General features: G+C 39.4%; 23 protein-coding genes. 16 read left to right on the top strand and 7 right to left on the bottom strand.

Going from position 1 to position 19190, the window contains the following annotated elements:
- The first annotated feature begins 24 nt into the window (after nt 1-24).
- The gene (locus tag J2S11_RS14515) at nt 25-1227 is read left to right on the top strand and encodes a GTP-binding protein (RefSeq protein WP_307395755.1); all 1203 of its coding nucleotides are present in this window, start codon (nt 25-27) and stop codon (nt 1225-1227) included.
- Nucleotides 1228-1266: 39 nt separating this feature from the next.
- The gene (rpmG, locus tag J2S11_RS14520) at nt 1267-1416 is read left to right on the top strand and encodes a 50S ribosomal protein L33 (RefSeq protein ID WP_307395756.1); all 150 of its coding nucleotides are present in this window, start codon (nt 1267-1269) and stop codon (nt 1414-1416) included.
- Nucleotides 1417-1518: 102 nt separating this feature from the next.
- Here rpmG and J2S11_RS14525 read toward each other — a convergent pair whose 3' ends face one another.
- Nucleotides 1519-2418, bottom strand: a complete 900-nt coding sequence (locus J2S11_RS14525) for a DUF4179 domain-containing protein (RefSeq protein WP_307395757.1) — start codon at nt 2416-2418, stop codon at nt 1519-1521.
- Nucleotides 2399-2965, bottom strand: coding sequence for an RNA polymerase sigma factor (locus J2S11_RS14530; protein WP_307395758.1), 567 nt, complete (start codon nt 2963-2965; stop codon nt 2399-2401). The genes J2S11_RS14525 and J2S11_RS14530 overlap by 20 nt, the downstream gene beginning before the upstream one ends.
- A gap of 327 nt (nt 2966-3292) precedes the next feature.
- Between J2S11_RS14530 and J2S11_RS14535 the strand changes: the two genes are divergently transcribed.
- The 4 genes from J2S11_RS14535 to J2S11_RS14550 all read left to right on the top strand — a co-directional run bounded on the left by J2S11_RS14535 (nt 3293) and on the right by J2S11_RS14550 (nt 6780).
- Nucleotides 3293-5092 carry an SLC13 family permease gene (locus J2S11_RS14535; RefSeq protein ID WP_307395759.1) on the top strand — a complete coding sequence of 600 codons (1800 nt, stop codon included), beginning with the start codon at nt 3293-3295 and terminating at the stop codon, nt 5090-5092.
- A 106-nt stretch (nt 5093-5198) separates the two neighbouring features.
- Nucleotides 5199-5528, top strand: coding sequence for a DUF1811 family protein (locus J2S11_RS14540; RefSeq protein WP_307395760.1), 330 nt, complete (start codon nt 5199-5201; stop codon nt 5526-5528).
- A 50-nt stretch (nt 5529-5578) separates the two neighbouring features.
- Nucleotides 5579-6502, top strand: coding sequence for a TIGR01777 family oxidoreductase (locus J2S11_RS14545; protein WP_307395761.1), 924 nt, complete (start codon nt 5579-5581; stop codon nt 6500-6502).
- 101 nt (nt 6503-6603) lie between these two features.
- Entirely contained in the window at nt 6604-6780 is a 177-nt protein-coding gene (locus J2S11_RS14550; protein ID WP_307395762.1) for a hypothetical protein, read from the top strand.
- A 139-nt stretch (nt 6781-6919) separates the two neighbouring features.
- Here J2S11_RS14550 and J2S11_RS14555 read toward each other — a convergent pair whose 3' ends face one another.
- Nucleotides 6920-7111 carry a hypothetical protein gene (locus J2S11_RS14555; protein WP_307395763.1) on the bottom strand — a complete coding sequence of 64 codons (192 nt, stop codon included), beginning with the start codon at nt 7109-7111 and terminating at the stop codon, nt 6920-6922.
- A gap of 169 nt (nt 7112-7280) precedes the next feature.
- Between J2S11_RS14555 and J2S11_RS14560 the strand changes: the two genes are divergently transcribed.
- The 3 genes from J2S11_RS14560 (at nt 7281) to J2S11_RS14570 (ending at nt 9288) form a co-directional block, all read left to right on the top strand.
- On the top strand, nt 7281-7598 hold the full coding sequence (locus J2S11_RS14560) for a hypothetical protein (RefSeq protein ID WP_307395764.1): 318 nt from the start codon (nt 7281-7283) through the stop codon (nt 7596-7598).
- A 52-nt stretch (nt 7599-7650) separates the two neighbouring features.
- Nucleotides 7651-8769 carry an A/G-specific adenine glycosylase gene (gene mutY / locus J2S11_RS14565; RefSeq protein WP_307395765.1) on the top strand — a complete coding sequence of 373 codons (1119 nt, stop codon included), beginning with the start codon at nt 7651-7653 and terminating at the stop codon, nt 8767-8769.
- 345 nt (nt 8770-9114) lie between these two features.
- Nucleotides 9115-9288 (top strand): gamma-type small acid-soluble spore protein, encoded by a 174-nt coding sequence (locus J2S11_RS14570; protein ID WP_307395766.1) that lies wholly within the window; start codon nt 9115-9117, stop codon nt 9286-9288.
- 88 nt (nt 9289-9376) lie between these two features.
- Here J2S11_RS14570 and J2S11_RS14575 read toward each other — a convergent pair whose 3' ends face one another.
- Both J2S11_RS14575 and J2S11_RS14580 read right to left on the bottom strand, forming a co-directional pair.
- On the bottom strand, nt 9377-9682 hold the full coding sequence (locus tag J2S11_RS14575; protein WP_307395767.1) for an AzlD domain-containing protein: 306 nt from the start codon (nt 9680-9682) through the stop codon (nt 9377-9379).
- Nucleotides 9679-10389, bottom strand: a complete 711-nt coding sequence (locus tag J2S11_RS14580; RefSeq protein ID WP_307395768.1) for an AzlC family ABC transporter permease — start codon at nt 10387-10389, stop codon at nt 9679-9681. Before J2S11_RS14580 ends, J2S11_RS14575 begins: the two co-directional genes overlap by 4 nt.
- 226 nt (nt 10390-10615) lie before the next feature.
- Here J2S11_RS14580 and J2S11_RS14585 point away from each other — a divergent pair, with 226 nt between their 5' ends.
- From J2S11_RS14585 to J2S11_RS14615, 7 genes are all read left to right on the top strand, one after another.
- A complete protein-coding gene (locus J2S11_RS14585) occupies nt 10616-11143 on the top strand; it encodes a DUF402 domain-containing protein (RefSeq protein ID WP_307395769.1) in 528 nt (175 codons plus the stop codon).
- Between the two features lie 25 nt (nt 11144-11168).
- Entirely contained in the window at nt 11169-12920 is a 1752-nt protein-coding gene (locus J2S11_RS14590; RefSeq protein ID WP_307395770.1) for an ABC transporter ATP-binding protein, read from the top strand.
- Between the two features lie 169 nt (nt 12921-13089).
- Nucleotides 13090-13944, top strand: coding sequence for a sensor histidine kinase (locus J2S11_RS14595; protein ID WP_307395771.1), 855 nt, complete (start codon nt 13090-13092; stop codon nt 13942-13944).
- Nucleotides 13937-14584 (top strand): response regulator, encoded by a 648-nt coding sequence (locus J2S11_RS14600; protein ID WP_307395772.1) that lies wholly within the window; start codon nt 13937-13939, stop codon nt 14582-14584. Before J2S11_RS14595 ends, J2S11_RS14600 begins: the two co-directional genes overlap by 8 nt.
- Before the next feature lie 45 nt (nt 14585-14629).
- Entirely contained in the window at nt 14630-15259 is a 630-nt protein-coding gene (locus J2S11_RS14605) for an SCO family protein (RefSeq protein WP_307395773.1), read from the top strand.
- Nucleotides 15260-15349: 90 nt separating this feature from the next.
- Nucleotides 15350-15895, top strand: a complete 546-nt coding sequence (locus J2S11_RS14610; protein ID WP_307395774.1) for a hypothetical protein — start codon at nt 15350-15352, stop codon at nt 15893-15895.
- Nucleotides 15885-17657, top strand: a complete 1773-nt coding sequence (locus J2S11_RS14615; protein ID WP_307395775.1) for a copper resistance CopC/CopD family protein — start codon at nt 15885-15887, stop codon at nt 17655-17657. The genes J2S11_RS14610 and J2S11_RS14615 overlap by 11 nt, the downstream gene beginning before the upstream one ends.
- Before the next feature lie 38 nt (nt 17658-17695).
- On the opposite strand, the gene J2S11_RS14620 is transcribed toward J2S11_RS14615, so the two are convergent.
- On the bottom strand, nt 17696-17977 hold the full coding sequence (locus J2S11_RS14620; RefSeq protein ID WP_307395776.1) for a hypothetical protein: 282 nt from the start codon (nt 17975-17977) through the stop codon (nt 17696-17698).
- A 48-nt stretch (nt 17978-18025) separates the two neighbouring features.
- Nucleotides 18026-19087: an FUSC family protein gene (locus J2S11_RS14625; protein WP_307395781.1), complete on the bottom strand. Its 1062-nt coding sequence runs from the start codon at nt 19085-19087 to the stop codon at nt 18026-18028.
- Nucleotides 19088-19190 lie beyond the last annotated feature (103 nt).

Below are 19190 nucleotides of genomic sequence, written 5' to 3' on the forward strand. Positions count from 1 at the left end.
TTTAAATTAAATAAGGAGGATTCTATGAAGAACAATTCAAGAATTCCAGTAACGGTTCTTAGTGGTTATCTAGGAGCAGGGAAAACAACGATTCTAAATCATATTCTTACGAATAAGCAGGGGCTGAAGGTAGCTGTAATCGTTAATGATCTAAGTGAAGTGAATATAGACGCTAATATGGTACGCCAAAATGGTGCATTATCTCGTACTGACGAAAAGCTTGTAGAAATGTCTAACGGATGTATTTGCTGCACTCTTAGGGAGGATCTACTGCAGGAAGTCGAACGTCTCGCTCTCGATGGTCGATTTGACTATATCCTAATTGAATCTACAGGTATCGGAGAACCAATCCCCGTTGCCCAAACCTTTGTTTATCAAGATGAGGAAAATGGGATTGATCTTTCTCAATACTGTCGTTTAGATAGTATGGTGACAGTAGTAGATGCAAATCGTTTTTGGCATGATTTTTCGTCTGGTGAAAGCTTATTAGAACGAAAGCAAGCTGTAGGAGAGGAGGATACAAGAGAGGTTGTCGACTTACTTATTGACCAAATTGAGTTCTGTGATGTCCTTATATTGAACAAGTGTGACTTAGTTGACGCCGAGGATTTAAAGGAGCTAGAAGACATTTTACGTAAGCTCCAGCCTCAAGCCAAATTAATCCGTACAACAAAAGGCATGGTAGACCCGCAGGAGATTTTGAATACAGGATTGTTCGATTTTGAACGTGTAAGTCAATCAGCTGGATGGTTGAAAGAGCTACATACTGAGCATATTCCGGAAACGGAGGAGTATGGTATTTCTTCCTTTGTGTATCGAAAGCAAACTCCTTTCCATCCTGAAAAGCTAGCCAAATTCTTTCAAGAATGGCCGATCGATGTTGTTAGGGCAAAGGGATTGGCTTGGATCGCAAGTAGAAATGATATGGCCTGTAGCATAAGCCAGGCTGGCCCCTCCATTCAATTTGGACCTGCAGGGTATTGGGTGGCAAGTGTACCAAAGGCAGAACAGCAAGAGATATTAGCTTTGGAGCCAGAATTAAAGGAGAATTGGCACCCGACCTGGGGGGATCGAATGACGGAGCTTGTTTTTATCGGGATTGATATGCCCAAAGAAACGATTATTACTGCTCTAGATAGCTGCTTACTTACAGAGGCGGAAATGGAATTGGACTGGTCATCCTTAACTGATCCTTTGCCTGAGTGGGTTGAGTATAATGAAGCCTAAATTTTTCGATGAAGCTAAAGAGACTAGGAGGAATTAGAAATGCGAGTAAATATAACGTTAGCATGTACAGAGACAGGAGATCGAAATTATATTACAACCAAAAATAAAAGAACAAATCCTGAAAGACTAGAGCTAAAAAAATACAGTCCTCGTTTAAAAAAGCACACGATTCACCGTGAGACGAAATAAACAACAGCTTGTATCACTAGTATTAGTTAATCCGAGAAATAACATTAGCTGAAAAAGGCGATCTCTTGCTCTAAATTAAGAGCAAGAGATCGCCCTTTAAAATTAATCGTGGTCAACTATCCATTCTGAAAAAGTAAGAGGAACCTCAAGAAGCCAGTTTCCTGAAATAGCTCCAATTTGACTAAGCTCAATACGAACAATCGTATCTAAGGGTAGCTCTTCTATTACAGAGAGGGCAAGATGACCAGCCTCGTCTGATAAATTTATCTCTGTAAATTCCATCAAATCCTTTCCCTCCTGATCGACTAGGTAGATTCTATTGGAAGTACCGTAATTTGCTATTGAATGTATCGAAGACGCATGATTGGATAGCTGCATCTCCTGCTTATGGTTCACTGAAGCGTATTTTTCTTGTTCCTCTTCTTTTAAAGTGTAGTAGAGTTTAATACGTGATTCATCAGAATAAACCTTTTCAATGGATAGAACAATGCCTTGGTCCTCGATACTAAAAGTAGGGGAATCCCCCACTATGCTTCTAAAAAGCGGGGCTTCATCCGTCTGTATAAGCTCTTCCACAACGGCTAGATCATTATCTGTTGATGGCCCCGAGAGAGAGGAATGTAGCAGATGATATACTGTACCGTTTAAAGAGTAGCTTGATGCTATGAACAAGAGAATGAGAGCAGACAAACTAACACTGAAAGCTTTAAAATGCTTTTTGAGAAACGAAAAGCGTTTTCCCGTTACTTCAACTTGTTTCAGGGGATGGCTTTCAAGCTTATTTAAGACCGTACTAGCGAAAGAATCAGGCAAGGGAGAGGGCTGCAGGTTTAATACTTTTAGCTCATTAAGATGACGTTGAAACATAGCCTTACATCCTGGGCAATGCTTTAAATGCTCTTTAATTTCTGAAGCCTCTATTTCTCTCAGTTTCTGATCTACATTCAGGCCCTGAAGCTGATCCATATAAAGAAATAAACGTTTAGTAGGTATGCACTTCATTCACTTTGCCTCCTATACCATTAGATTCTAAGATGGCTCGTAGCTTCTTTTTAGCTCGATGTAGTCTTATTCGTGTTGTACTAACAGGTATATGAAGCACTTCGCTAATTTCTTCATAGCTAAGCTCACTTGAATATCGGAGAACTAATATAATTTTGTATTTGTTAGGAAGTCGATCAATTCCCTGATTAATATGTAAAATTTCTTCTGTTCTAATAACCTGATCCTCTGGGGTTAGCGTATCCTTCAAAATATAATCATCAACATTAAGCAATGTGATATGTTTTCTTTTTCTTAATTCATCTAAACAAAGGTTAACAGAAATGCGGTAGAGCCAAGAAGCAAAGCTCCCTGTTTCATTATACTTATCAAGGCATTGATAAGCACGGATGAAGCATTCTTGAGTTAAGTCCTGAGCGTCCTGTTTATTGTAAAGCATTCTAAATAAAATAGCGTAAATTCTATTCATATATTTCTCAATAATATAGCCGTAAGCTTCCTTATCACCTTGGAGAACACGGGCTACACATTGTCTATCATCATACATGATAAACCTCCATTTCTTACATGCGTAAGAGGTCCGTACTTTAAAGTAACGAGAGTTAGACAGTTCAGCTTTCGATCCTAAGCATGTCCCTTTAAGCTATTATACTGAATTCATAAACAAAATACTTTGTTTATTTTCTTTCTTGTTAGGTTTTCCTTCATAGAACGAATTACATCTAAATATAGCTAAAAAACAACAGGTTTATAGTCTTATAAAAAGAGGAAGAAGGAACAAAGAAATAATTCCTTTTTTCATTAAATTCTAATATTTGATGCAGGAAATAGTACATAAAAGTTTAATAGTAATCATAGATCAAATATTTAGAGGATGACGAGAGTTAAGAGAGGTGGAGAAGTGCTGGAACAGTGGATTGTATTTGCAACTCTTATAGGGACTTTGGCTTTTTTTATTTGGGGAAAATGGAGATATGACATTGTCGCTGTTCTATCCCTAATTGTCATTTCAGCTACCGGTATTATCACTACAGAGGAAGCCTTTTCTGGATTCGGTAATATTGCTGTTATTACTGTAGCTTCTGTATTAATCTTAAGTCAATCACTCATCAACTCAGGAATTATAGATTTAATTGGGGATCAGCTATCTAAGTTTAGTAGTCATCTTGTTCTTCAATTACTCATCCTGACATCTGTTGTTACCCTTCTATCTGCTTTTATGAACAATATAGGCGCATTAGCAATCATGCTACCCGTAGCTATTCAGTTGGCTAGGAAAACTAAGCAGCCACTTTCTAAGCTGTTAATGCCAATTGCCTTCGGCTCTTTGCTTGGGGGAATGATCACAGTTATAGGTACACCTCCTAATATTATTATATCTACATTTCGACGTGATGCAGGAGGAGCATCTTTTAGCATGTTTGATTTTTCACCTCTAGGAGTAACGATTTCCATCATAGGGATTCTATTTATATCCATAGTAGGCTATAAACTCATCCCTATTAGAAAAGGTAGAGCTACCGTTGAAGATAGCTTTCATATCGAAGACTATTTATCAGAGGTTCTAATCGAAGCAAGCTCTCCGTTAATAAATCAGCCTCTAAAGAATGTGCAACAATTTTCTGATGGTGATTTGTGGGTGGTTGGAATTTTAAGAAACAAAGAAAAGATACCTGCCCCAAGTGCGCATGAATCCCTGCATGAAGGAGATATTTTATTGCTTAAGGCAAGCTCAAGTGAGATGAAAGGCTTTATAAATAAAGCAAAGGTTAAGCTTGTTCCCCATGGGAAAATGAATGAAAGGGAGCTTGCTTCCGACGATATCGTTCTTGTAGAAGCTGTTATATATAGTGGTTCACAAATGGAAGGATTAACGGTAAAGGAGCTTCACCTACGCTATAAATACGGAGTAAATGTATTAGGAATTTCGAGAAAAGGAGAGCCCCTAACAAGCAGAATGAAGGATGTACCATTACAAACAGGTGATGTGTTGCTCTTACAGGGGCCAACAAGTGCTGTTCAACAGGTCATTAATGAGTTTTCATGGCTTCCTTTGCCAGAGCGTGGTCTACGAATTGGTGGTCCAAAAAAAGTCATGTTAACCATTATTATCTTCATTGGTGCGATTTTAGCTACGACATTCGGTTTGCTAAACGTAGCTGTTGCATTTACAACAGCAGCCCTAATGATGATTATATGTGGAGTTATTTCAATTAAGGAGGCCTACAAGGCGATAGAGTGGCCAATTATTATTCTTTTGGGAGCCATGCTTCCATTAGGTACAGCCTTAGAGAAGACTGGCGGAGCTGAGCTGCTTGCTCAAGCGATCATTCATTTCTCTCAGGGCTTTGGACCAGGTATTCTTATTTTAGCCCTTTTGATAGTCTGTGCCTTGCTATCTAATGTCATTAATAATGCCGCTACTGCTGTCCTATTAGCACCTATAGCGATTAGCATTGCTACTAGCCTTGGATTGTCTATTGATCCTTTTCTGATGGCTGTAGCCATTGGTAGCTCAACCTCTTTTATGACACCAATTGCCCATCAATCAAATTTACTCGTCATGGGTCCCGGAGGCTATCAATTTTCAGATTATGCTCGTCTTGGTTTGCCTCTAACGAGTATAGTTATTGCTGTCGCCTATCCTATGATTCTTTTGCTATTCCCTTTATAATATAAAGAGGAGAATTAAGCAGAATAGAAACTAGAAACTATTGATTATGTTTTGCAAAGGAAATGGATACTATAAAATGAATGATAGATAGGGGAGTTAATGTCTAATGAGTAGATATAGTGAGATGAGCAAGCTAGAGCTATATTCAGAAATGCAGAAAATGATTGGTGAAGCAAGGAAGAAGCATCAGGCAGGTTTTATTTCAGAGGCGAACATTTTAGAGCAAAAATATTACTTAGCCAAGTCATATATGATGAATCCGCACGAAATAAATAAAGGTGGTCAATATCATGTAGCAGGGGAGCATGGTGTTTTTCATGTAAAATATCTGAACGGGGTATTTGCTTGGGGAAGATTCCCCCATTCAGAAGAGGATGAAGCTTATCCAATAGGACGATTAGAGCCTGTTACTTGTGGAACTGCGAAAAGCGAATAAGGGTATTGAAATATAGAAGCACAAAAGTACAGGCGAAAAGGAGGTAGATCATGAAGGTAGCAATTCTTGGAGGAAGTGGATTTATAGGTACACATCTAACGGAGCATTTACTTGCAGCGGGCCATCAGGTTCAGATATGGACTAGAGCGCCTGAAGAGTATGACCTAGATTACGATGTCGAGCTGCAGAAGTGGCCATTAGATGAGTCACGTAAGCATTTGGATATTGATGCGATTGTCAATCTTGCAGGTGAAACCATTAACCAAAGATGGACGGCAGAAGCAAAAGAGCGGATTTTGCATAGTCGAGTAGACACGACGTATCATGTTGTGCAATTAATCAAAAAGGGTTTCCTCGCACCAAAGATTATTGTTAATGGGTCAGCTGTAGGTTATTATGGGACATCGAAAAATAAGAAGTTTAAGGAGAATGACCCTCCGCAAAACGATTTTCTATCTCAAGTAGCAGCTGCCTGGGAGAAGGTGGCAGAGCAGTTTAAAAGCTTAAATCAACCGATACGTTTAGTTAAGCTGCGATTTGGTTTGGTGCTAGGCGATGGTGGTGCACTTCCTAAAATGGCACTTCCATATAAAATGTTTGCCGGAGGACGCGTTGGATCTGGTAAGCAGTGGGTTTCATGGATTCATGTTCATGATATTTCTAGAATGATTACTTTTGCCTTGGAGCAGGAGCAGGTAGAAGGAGTTTATAATGCAGTAGCTCCTCATCCTGTTATGATGAACGAGCTAGGCAAAACAATTGGTCAAGCATTAAATCGCCCACATTGGCTTCCTGCTCCCTCTTTTGCTTTTCAACTAGCTTTAGGAGAAATGTCTGACCTTTTATTAAAGGGACAACATGTGTTAGCAGATAAAATTCAGCATGAAGGGTTTACATTTGCATACCCTAAGCTCCTTCCAGCACTAAAACAAAGCTTGCAGAAGAAGTCAACGCAGGAAGTGGACGATAAATAAGGCAGATGGATTGAGTTATCAACCTAGCGTGTTATACTAATACTAGATAGATAATCATGAACTAGTTACAGGCAAAGCTTGTAAACAGAGGAGGAATGAACATGTCCATCATGTTTTCAAGTCCGGGATTTTTTTCTATGCTCGTTATGGGTATTATCTTTATTATTAGTATAGTTGGAGCAGCCGTTTGGGCTATTTATCACGTGGCAAGCGGAAAGTTCCGTGTTGAGTATGAAGTGGCGACAGCTGAGCCTAAATCTAATAAGAAGAAGCATTGAAGTATTTCAAATTCGCTTCAAATAAGCTGGCTCTTCCTTCGTGTGGCAAGGGCCAGCTTTCTTATGAGTATTGCTGAATAAATAATAATGAACCATAAAAAAAGAGCCTACATTGTAGACTCTTTTATCCGTTCAGCTATTAAGAGCTTTTTGGCTCTGCTTGTATCATGTTTGCAAAAAGGAAGATAATTAGACCTAGTAATATGCCGTATGGAAGAGAAGTAGCTGCGTTGAACTCATAGCCATTAATACTAGCAATAACAAAGCTCGAGGCTAGTGAAAGCACGCCGCCGAAAAGTAAAGCCATAACCAATCCCATAATTTTATTCATGACCAACACCTCAGATTTCTCAAAATATATCAAAGACCCGCTTTGATCGCTTAAACTTTTCTACTGTATTCATTGTAAGGAAAAAGAACTAAAAACTCAAGGGGTTTATACAGGATCTTAAACGGATGTAAGAAAAATGTCATGATTAGACTAGGTACAAGGAGGAGCTATGTACACTATTTTCATTGAATATCGCATACTGAATCATTTGAAAGCGGAGTTTTTATCGACACACTATCAAACTGTTCAAAATGAAGCTAGGAAAGCTGGAAACACATACACCTTCTTAAAGGGTACTGACCAAGCCGATATTTTTGTAGAGATGCTTACTCTTGATTCACTTGAGCAGTATGAGGAGTGGAAGAAGCAATTACAAACAGATGACCCTGCTTTTCTATGGCAGAACATTATTCCATATATTGCTGGAGGGAAGCATAAATTTCACATGTGGGCTTTTCAAAAGCCAGCTCTTAGTGAGTATACTTAAAATGATTTAAGATTAGTACATCTAGTTATTACTTTTCAAGGAGATTGCAACAATGAAAGAGCTTAAAGATTTTCCTATTTCACAGTTCCAAGACGCGCTTCTTTCGTGGTTTGAGCGAAACATGCGTGATCTGCCTTGGCGAAAGGATCGTGACCCGTATAAAATTTGGGTGTCCGAAATTATGCTACAGCAAACACAAGTAGATACGGTCATTCCTTATTTCAATCGTTTTATGGAACGCTTCCCTAGTTTAGAGGCACTTGCAGAGGCACCAGAGGATGATGTACTTAAGCACTGGGAAGGACTAGGCTACTATTCCAGAGCAAGAAACCTACAGACTGCCGTAAAAGAGGTTCAAGAACAATACGGAGGGAAAGTACCCGATGAGCCTAATGAGATCGCTAAGCTAAAAGGGGTAGGACCATATACTGCCGGTGCTATTTTGAGTATTGCTTATGGCAAACCAGAGCCAGCCGTTGACGGGAATGTGATGCGGGTTTTCTCAAGAATTTTTGCCATTCAAGAGGATATACAGAAGCCAAAGACAAGAAAGCTTTTTGAAGAGCTAATCAGAGGTCTGATTCCAGAAAACTCCACGTCTTATTTTAATCAGGGTATTATGGAACTAGGGGCATTGATTTGCAGACCTAAGTCTCCACAGTGTATGTTTTGCCCCGTAATCGAAATGTGTCAAGGCAGAAGTCTTGGAATTGAACAAGAGCTACCTGTGAAGCAGAAGAAAAAGAAGCCGAAGCTTAAAAAAATGGTCGCAGGTGTAGTATTAGCAAATAATATGGTTTTCATTCGCCAACGCCCTGAGACAGGACTTTTAGCTAAGTTATATGAATTTCCTAATTTAGAATGGGAAGCAGATGCGGAGCTTGAAATTAGTAAATATTTATATCAAACGTATGATTTTCAGACAGAGACATCAGCTAGGTATGAACATGTACAGCACACTTTTTCACATCTCATTTGGGATATCACTGTGCTTGAGCTTAATTTAGTGGGTGAAGTCGAGCTTGTAGAAGGACAGCTACCAGTAAGATTAGAGCGACAACCTTTTTTGACAAACGCTGAGGCAGGCTTTTGGGTTACATTAGAAGAGTTAGATCGGTATGCTTTTCCTGTCTCTCATCAAAAGATAAAAAAGCAACTTCTAGAAAAATAAAAAGAAAAATCCACAGGCGCATGATAGAGATGCCTGTGGAGAGTGAACAAAGGTTAGAGTTTACGTTATTTAGGTAAAACAAGGTAAAACGTAATCGTTTTGATACGTTAACCTAAGTATAGCTAATAATAACGCCAGTGTAAAGGGAAACGAGTGTAAATTTTGGTATTGAATTAAAAAAACAGCTTAATCCTCTATATTAAGATACCAAAAATTGACGAAAGCTTAATTAAAATGCTGACAACAAGGGCTACAATGACTTAACTAGCCATTTTCTTGGGATGAGCAAGATGAATATTTTCACCTCGATTAGCTCAGATTATAACGTGTGGAGGTGATACCAAAATGGCTAACAACAAAAACAAATCACAAGCAGGTACTGATATTCAAAAAGTAAGACAACAAAACCAACAATCTAATCAAGGACAAAATGCTGAATTTGCTGCTGAAACAAATGCTGCTGAAGTACGTCAACAAAACCAGCAATCTCAAGCTAAAAAAGGTCAACAACAACAATAAGAATAGAACCTTCAGGGATGGTCTTAGGACCGTCCCTTTTATATATAGAACAAGCTCAAATACATGATTTTGATGTTAAACAATTCTCTTAGACAAATACGTATTGTTGAAAAAGATAAACAGTGAGTACAGAAGCGATTAAAGGGATTAAAATATTTTTACTATTCCAAGCACATAAAAAAGCAACTAAGGCTCCCATTAAACCGATCATGGGAAAGCTTTGATCTACAGTCAATACTCCAGGGAAAATAAGAGCCCCCAAGGCGGCGTAAGGAATATAGCTCAGCCATCTTTCAACGATCGGAGGGAAGGAAATCCCTTTTATAAATAGCATCGGTAACATCCTAGGGATATATGTAACAACAAACATACCGAATATAAGCCAGTAAATCATACATTATTCTCCTTACCTACTTTTTGTGGATCCCATAGTAGAACACCTAGGGTAGCGGCAAAAATCGTTGAAAGTACAATCGCTATTCCTTGTGATAAACCGGGAAACAAGAAATATAGAATAGTGCAAAGGCCAGCACTTGATGAAGCTATAACTAATTTCTTGTTAGACTCTTTGATCGCTGGCGTAAGCAGGGCGATAAACATAGCGTATAGGGCTATGCCCATACTATTAATAATCTCTCTTGGAAAAAGTTCGCCAAACAAACCACCGGTAATTGTACCGATTACCCAGCTTAAATATACAACTAAATTGATGCCAAGTAAGTAGCTAGCCTTAATCGTTTTGCCTTCATGCTTTAATGACGTTACGACAAATGTTTCATCAGTAATTCCGAAGGATAGCAGAGAGGCCTTCCATCTAGATGTGTTTAGTCTTCTAGATAAGGAGGTACTCATTAGTAAATGTCTCAGATTAAGCACAAAGGTTGTTAGAACAATTTCAACCCATCCTGCTGTTGTCCATAAACTTAGAGCAATGAATTGGCTTGCTCCAGCAAAAACAAAAGCAGACATAGCTGTTGCTTCCACGGGGTGTAGTCCAACGGCAACGGATAAGACTCCAAATGTAATAGATATTGGGATGTAGCCAAGAGCAATGGGTAAACCGTCTCTACAGCCATTGGAAAAAGCTTTTTTATTATCCAATTAGAACACTCACTTCCGCTAAAAATCTATGTATTATTTCTGATAGCTATTATCACATAATTGCAGCATCATGGAAACAAGTTCATTGGCGCAAAGCAGATTTAATTTTTGTTTATAAGGAAAGCAAGAAATATATCTGTCTGAAGCGTTTCTATTAGAAGTTTGTCCCAAGAAAGAGTATAATAATAAAAAGATAAAAACAGGTATAGATTGGAAGGAGAAGACCATGATTAATCCTCATCCGGGACAAGATATTAAAATTAAAAGCTATAAGCATAACGGAGCTTTACACCGGGTATGGGATAGTTCAACGGTGCTTCAAACAGGAGCAACGAGCTGGATCGTTGGGAATGATCGGATTCTAGTTAAGGAATCAGATGGGAATGAATGGCGAACAAGAGAGCCAGCTATTTGTACCTTCGGTAAGGGGCAATGGTTTAATACGATAGGAATGCTTAGAGAGGATGGGGTTCATTACTATTGTAATATTGGTTCGCCGTATCGTTGGCATAACGACGCTTTACAGTATATCGACTACGATTTGGATGTGAAAGTGTTCCCAGATATGACCTATACGATTTTAGATCAGGACGAATATGAAGAACATCGCAGACTAATGAATTATCCAGACACGATCATGTATGAAATTAAACGAGGTCTCGATGAATTGCTTTCACTTATTCACCAAAGGAAGGGACCTTTTGAGGCTGATTATATTGAGAGATGGTACGAGCGATATTTACAGTATACTTAAAGGCAACTAGAAGGAGAAGTTCATTTTGGATAGTATAAAGCAATATTTTGCCTTCGTCAGACCGTATTGGAAGACGATAGGCGTTACCGTGTTTATTGGAATATTAAAATTTGGCTTGCCGCTTATGATTCCATTGCTTTTAAAATACGTAGTGGATGATTTAATCCTTTCCGATCAGTTAACTTCTGAGGAGAAGGGGATACAGCTCGCTTGGGTGATGGGGGCTGTTTTTATTATTTTTACAGTAGTTCGTTATCCGATTGAGTATTATCGGCAATACTTTGCTCAGCTGGTAGGGAATAAAATTTTATATGATATCCGAGATCGTTTGTTTGCTCATTTGCAAAAGCTTTCTATTCGTTACTATCATAACAACAAAACGGGAGAGGTCATCTCACGCGTTATTCATGATGTTGAACAAACAAAAAACTTTGTCATGACCGGTTTAATGAACTTATGGCTTGATTTTATTACGATTATTATTGCTATCGGGATCATGATGTACGCTTTAGATTTCTGGCTCACCATCATAGCGATCTCTATTTTTCCCTTATACGGCATCAGTGTGAAGTATTTTTATCAGCGTTTACGTGCCTTAACGAGAGAAAGATCACAGGCCTTAGCCCAAATGCAAGGGCATTTGCATGAGCGTGTGCAGGGAATGACCGTTGTCCAAAGCTTTGCGTTAGAGGACCAAGAGCAAAAGCAATTTGATAAGCAGAATCAGCATTTCTTGAAAAGAGCACTGAGTCATACAAGCTGGAATGCTAAAACATTTGCTGTTGTGAATACCATTACAGATATTGCACCTTTGTTAGTTATTGCTTACGGAGGATATCAAGCCATTCAAGGAAATATTTCTGCTGGCGAGATTAGTGCCTTCTTACTTTACCTAGAACGAATTTACGGGCCGCTGCGAAGACTGGTCAACTCCTCGACAACCCTTACTCAATCCATTGCGTCTATGGATCGTGTGTTCGAGCTTCTGAATCAGGAGAAAGATATTCAAGGTGGACCAAGAACGCTGGAGCAGAGAAAGGTTCAAGGAAGTGTACAGTTTAAACAAGTCGATTTTCAATATAATGTGGATTCAGCGCGTGTATTGCGCCAGATTAATCTAGATGTATCCCCAGGAGAAAAAATTGCTCTGGTTGGTATGAGCGGTGGTGGGAAGTCTTCTTTAATTAGCCTGCTACCAAGGTTTTATGATGTAAGCAAAGGAGCAATCCTACTTGATGGAGTTGATATTAGGGAGTATGAGCTTGAAGGCTTGCGCCAAAATATAGGGATGGTCTTTCAGGATTCTATCCTATTCAGTGATTCCATTCGAGAGAACATCATGATGGGGAATACAGGAGCTACAGAAGCTCAAATGATTGCAGCAGCTAAAGCGGCTAACGCTCATGATTTCATTATGGAGCTCCCTCAGGGCTATGACACGCCAATTGGAGAAAGAGGAGTCAAGCTTTCAGGGGGTCAAAAGCAGCGTGTCTCCATAGCTAGGGTGTTTCTAAAGAATCCACCTATCCTGATTCTTGATGAAGCGACATCTGCCTTAGATTTAGAGTCAGAAAAAATGATACAGGATTCCCTTGAAAGATTAGCGAAGGATAGAACAACCTTTATTGTAGCGCATCGTCTATCTACCATTACTCACGCTGATCGTATTCTATTATTGGAGAACGGACAAATTGTAGAGGAAGGCTCTCACCTCGAGCTTATGAACAAACGAGGGGCCTATTACAATTTATATCAGATTCAGCAGCTAGATCAGTAGTACAGAATTATAGTAGGCCTCTTTCAGACAGCATCCTTCGAGTAACAAGGACAGTCAATAAGAAAGAGGCTTATTTGTCATGAAGTTGTCACTTTAATAGCCCGAAAGAGTGATTTTAATTGTGTATCATTCAGCCTATACTAGTACTGAGAAAATAGGAGTGGAACGTATGAATGAATCACCGATATCCTATAAACAAATAAAATGGCTTATTCTACTTATCCCAACACTGGCCGTAGGGCTGTGGGAATATATTCGCCACACGCCTGTTATGCTCCGCTATTTATCTATGGAGGCTGGAAACTGGTTAACACCAGTTATTGTTTTTTTAGTCACGATGCTCTTTGTGCGTCGTTTATTCGATTATCTTGAGGATATGCAAAAAAGACTTGAAGCGGAAAAAACAAGAAAAATGATGCTCGAGGAACGAGAAAAAATAGCGCGTGAGCTCCATGACGGAATCGCCCAGTCCTTATTCTTTTTATCAGTTAAATTAAACCGACTGGAGAACAAAGAACCGATATTACATGAACATACAGATTATCAAAAGGTGCTCAAGACCGTGCAACAGATGCATGATGACGTACGACAGTCGATCTTTAATCTACGAAACTCTCAGTCTGTTCATCAGCTTCCCTGGACAGAATCTCTTCAAGATTTGATGAATAGCTTGAGAGCAGAGAGTGGTATAGAATTAGAATTTAATTGGGATATTCCTGAAGAGAAGCTGTCTGTTAAGGATAAAGTAGAGCTTTATGCCTGCCTTAGAGAAAGTATTACGAACATCCGAAAGCATTCACAGGCGTCTCAAGCTAAGGTCACAGGTATAATCACTTCTACTGGATGGATCTGTACAGTAGAGGATAATGGAGTAGGCTTTGATCCAGAAAATATAGCTGCAAAGGGACGCTACGGCCTTGAAATCCTTCAAGACAGAGCAAAGGAAATGGACTGGAGAGTCGATCTTTTAAGCTCAGCGACAGGTACGAAGCTAGAGATTAGAAAGGAGCTGGAGCATGATTAAACGCTTTCGAATTCTCATTGCTGACGATAGCTTACATGCCAGAGAAGGAATTAGGGAAATTATCGAGGAGCACCATGATTTTGAAATCGTTGGAGAGGCGAAAAATGGTTTGGAAGCTATCCAGCTTACGGAACAGCTTATGCCAGACTTAATTTTAATGGACATTAATATGCCAAAGCTCGATGGCTTTGAGGCAACGAGGGTAATTAAGAACAAATTTCCTTACGTGAAGGTTGTAATTATCACCGTTTCTGACGAAGTTACAGACCTATTTGAGGCGTTGAAAAGAGGGGCACAGGGCTATCTATTAAAGAATCTTCACCCTTCCACCTGGTACGATTATCTCTATGCTTTTGCTCAGGATGAGGTTCCGATGTCTAAGGATCTTGCCCTTAAGATTCTGCAGGAGTTTAACGTTGTGGAGAAGCAGGCTCCAAAGAAACAATCTCCCTTATCACAAAGAGAGCAGGAGGTTCTGCAATTGGTTGCCGAAGGTTCTACAAATAAAGAGATTTCTACCAAGCTGAGTATTTCAGAGAATACCGTTAAGAATCATTTGAAAAATATCATGCAAAAGCTCCATTTGGAAAATCGAGTCCAGCTCACCCGTTATGCTTACGAGCAGGGATGGATGACTTAAGAAGAATACGAACAAGAGGTTGAATAAAGAGGTGTAAAAAGACTGATGCAGTTGACTTCAAAAAAATATTTTCTGATTTTATGTGGGATGATGATCTTCAGCGTTTTAATCATAGGGCTACTATGGATGTATGTCTCAGATGCGAATCAAAAGCTAGACGTTTTAGATCAGATCAATAGCTTTGAATTGGATGAGGTTCTAACCGAAACCAGCTATCAGTCTGACAATGATAAAATCAAACTAATTGCTTTTATCTTTATTCACTGTCCTGACGGTGTATGTCCTATGACGTTACAGGATTTTTCTCAGCTGCAGGATCAATTAAAGGAGCAAAATAAATTTGGACAAGAGGTAGAACTGTTAGCCATTACGTTTGATCCTCTACGTGATACGCCTGAAGCTTTGCAGGAGTACGCTCAGCACTTTAATGTAGACTCAAAGGGCTGGAGGTTCTTAAGAGGTTCAGAGGAAGTAACGGAGCAGATTGCTTCAGACTTGAAATTCTTCTATGCCTTTGAGGACACAGGAGAAGGCATGCACTCAACCACGATGTTTTTAGTTGATCAAAACCATCAAGTTAGATCTTATTATTCAATGAGTTCAGCCAGCGAGAGTATGAATCAGGAAAAAATCTTAAGAGATATAGATACGCTTATTAAAGAAAAATCTGAGTAAAACACGTCATCAACGGAGAAATTGGACAGCTGGAAAGCTCATAAGATTCGTATTGATGATCATATGGAATGATAAAAAGGAGTGTTAAAATTGTTAAAGAAAATAACTGTCATGCTTTTCAGTGTTTGTACACTGATTTTCCTACTTGCGGCCTGTCAAGCAGATGATAATCGGCACGGGAGCTCGGACATGTTATCGGGTCCCATTGATGTGAAGTTCTCTACAGATCCAGCTGAGGGAATAAAAGCAAACGAGCCAGTAGAACTTCAGCTTCATATTTCACAGATGGGTGATCCTGTCATTAATGCAGATGAGGCTCGTTTTGAGATTTGGTATGAGGATAATGGTCAGGAAGAAAGTGAAGATCACGGAGATGAGCATACGGGGCATGGCAGCAGCGATGAAAGCGATAGCCATGGAGATCATGGTGACCATAGTGACCACACGGACCATAATAATCATTCCAGTAATGACATGTATGATACGGGTAATGAATTTGTAGATGCAGAAGAAATTGGAGATGGAATATACACCATTACGTATACATTTGATCAGACAGGCACGTATTATATCAAATATCACGTAACGGGACAGGGCTATCATTCCATGAGAACGAATGAAATCCATGTTGAATAAGTTAGTAGAGAGAGCAAAGCATACAAAGATTGTATGGTTGCTCCTTCTTTTTAGTGTTGCTTTCTTAGTAGTAGCACCTAGCGTAGGGAATGCACAGGTAGTTATAGAAGAATCCTTTCCTAAGCCGGAATCTATTCTTCGAGAAGCACCAGCTGAAATCGAAATACAGGTATCCGAGTACATTCCTAATATCATGGGCCAGCTACTTTTAAAAGATGAACAAGGTAGCCTACTAGCACAGGAAATGTTTGAAAAAGGAAGCACATTTCAAATGGATGTTCCCCTGCTTGAGGATGGTACCTACTTTGTTCATTGGCAGGTATTAGATACAGATGTACAAGTTACGGGTGGGGCGTTTCGCTTTATGATAAGCCATGAAGATGCTGAAACCGAGGCAACTCTATTTAATAACATCTTCTCTAATAATGATTCTAATATAGATGATCAGCAGGAGTCTAAGCTATCAATGCTGAGTAGAGCTGGAAAGCTAGTTATTATGCTTTGTGTAGCAGGGTGGATAATCTTTCACTATCTGTTCTGGTCAAAAGAGGGAGAGAGAAACGTTCGATTAGCCTCCCATATGAAGCTGAGAATAGAACGTAGACTGTATATAATATCAGCTCTTCTTATGCTTCTCTTAGATAGTACGCATATTCTCCAACAATCTGCCGATTTTTTAGGATCAAGCTGGGACAATAGAGAGGTTCTGCAGCTATCCATCGCTGTCGCTACCTCCTCTATGTTTGGTGTAATAGCCCTGGTGCGGATATGTAGTTTAGTATTATTGATAGCTTTAACGTTTCTACATTCTTTTAAGTACCGTGAAGGGCTTAAGGTTATCTTAGGGGTTATCCTTATCATAAGCTTTTCCTGGAGTCAGCATGCGTACTTAGGCAACGTATTTGTATCTCACAGTGTTCATCTTTTGCTTCTAACTGTTTGGTTTGCGGGCTTATTAGGTTTTGGCATCTATTCCTTTGTGCTTAAATCAGATACATTAGCTTTAAGTTATATTCATAAAAGGTTAGCTTTTTTTTCAAAGTTATCTATTTACCTTTTGCTTTTTACTGTTGGATCGGGGCTTTTATTAAGCTTTGGGTACGTAGGGTCATGGACAAAGCTTTTTTCTACAAGCTATGGGGTGATATTACTTTGGAAGCTAGTGCTGTTTACACCTGTTTTGCTTATTGCTACTTTACATCGTTTAGTATGGTGGCCATCCTTAATAAAGGTACAAAGCGAGCAGTATAAAAAGCAAGGTATAAACGCACTTCTATGGGGGTTACGGATTGAACTTTTGTTAGCTTTGGCTGTGACGATTATCTCGGGAATTCTATCGCAAACCGACCCCCCTGTAGACCTCGAACACTTAAGACATGATCATGACGTGCATATTCATTTAGATTCTTCAGCAGCTTCAACCCCTGACGAAATCATGCTTGAGGGATTTGTCTTAAAGGATAGAAAAAGGCTAGAGGGAGCAAAAGTGACCTTCGATTTGTGGGATAAAAAGCACGAGGATTTGTTCTCCGATATTCAGAACTACTGTAATGCGAACAATATTCGCCTTGATGTGTTTATGGATGTTTTAGCTGAGCGAGGTGTAGTGCAAAGCTCAAAGGGGAAAGAAACCTCTGATCACACGTATCAAGCCGTTTTACAACTAGATGCTAAGGTTTGGACCGTTAACGTAACGGTTGAACACGAGGCATTAGAGGGTGGTCGTACAAGCCAAGAATTCACCTTAGCAATGGGAGATTAAAAGGGTAAGCCATGACAAGCCCCGTTGGCTTTACCCTTTTATGTAAACTCCTCTGAATCAAAAGGGATGACTTCAACATGGTTCATCCCCTGATTCATGACAGAAGCAAGCTTTTCTAAATCTATATCCTGATCAATCAGTATATTTTGCTGTGTAACTAGTTCTCTGCTTTGAGCCTCAATTTGATGGCCAGTATGATCATCGTTTAAGTGATTAGAAAGCCTAATCGAATTGTCTGTGTTGGGTGTGTTGCTGTTAGAGGCTATCCAGAAAAGAACAACTAGTAAAACACAAAGGAGGAATAGATTTTTTTTAGACATGATCTCACCTCTCTGGTTTTATCTCTCTCCTGCGACCTTCACCTTCTCTTATTTCTCTGAGTCCTCTGCATGAAAGGAATGATAGCCTTCAACTAATTTATCAAGACGTTCTAGCTCGTGATAGTAATCGATGATAGCGGCAATAGCTGGAAACATATGAATCCAACGCTCCTCCAATGAGCTGTCCTTTTCCTGATACTCTTTAATAAACTTCTCGAGCACCTGTTGTCTGCCTAACAGGACCTGAGGCTCAGGGACATGAGGATGCTTGATCTTTAATTTTCCTTCATACTTCAAGAAGATTTTCTCTTGATAATTGGTCAACAGATCAATTTCTTCCTTAATCAATTGCTGTAGCTGTTCAGGAAGCATTGCTAATGCAGGCTGGTTACGCTCTAGTTGCTTAAATAAATACAACGCTTTATTAGTCGTCTGAAGCATTTTGCGAAACAGGACCAGCTTCCTAGTCTTTGTGTACTTCATTTTTCTGAAATAAGTTCGTTCTTCCTTATACAAAGAGTACGTATGCTCAAGCTGAGATAGCTCTTCCTTCAAGCGTTTGCTTTCTGCTCGATATGTTTTATCATCAAACTCATTCATGCTACTTGCCCGCAAGTAGGTAAGCAGGGAGTTGTTTGCTTCTTGGATTTGGGAATACAGCCGATCTTCATACTTTGGTGGTAAAAATAGTACATTCACAACAGCGGAGGCACCTATTCCAATTAAAATGAGTAAAAAGCGATCAAAAGCAAACATAAGAAAATCAGCTTGTACGCTCTCCATAATCGCTATGACTGTAACAACGGAAAGAGTAATGCTTTTTTCAAAGCGAAGCTGTAGGTTGATGGCGATCACGATAATGACAACCAGTCCCACAACAAAAGGATCATTGCCTAAAAAGTAAGCAAACATGATGGCTAGTACGGCACCAATAGTATTCGCTTGAAGCTGATCAACAATATTTTGCCATGAGCGATACAAGGAGGGCTGAATTGCTAAGACAGACGCCAATGCAGCAAAAACAATAGGCTCTAATTGTAATAAAGCCGCTATATATAAAGATAAGCAAACGGCAATCCCCGTTTTAATAATACGAGCTCCTAATTTCATGTTTCAATTCCCTTCCCGAAACGTCGTCTTTACTCCTATATACTTTAAATTTACCCCCAAACAGTGAAAAAATCTAACCAATTATGTATGTATGCTAGTTTAC

This window comes from Bacillus horti (assembly GCF_030813115.1).
Taxonomy (GTDB): domain Bacteria; phylum Bacillota; class Bacilli; order Caldalkalibacillales; family JCM-10596; genus Bacillus_CH; species Bacillus_CH horti.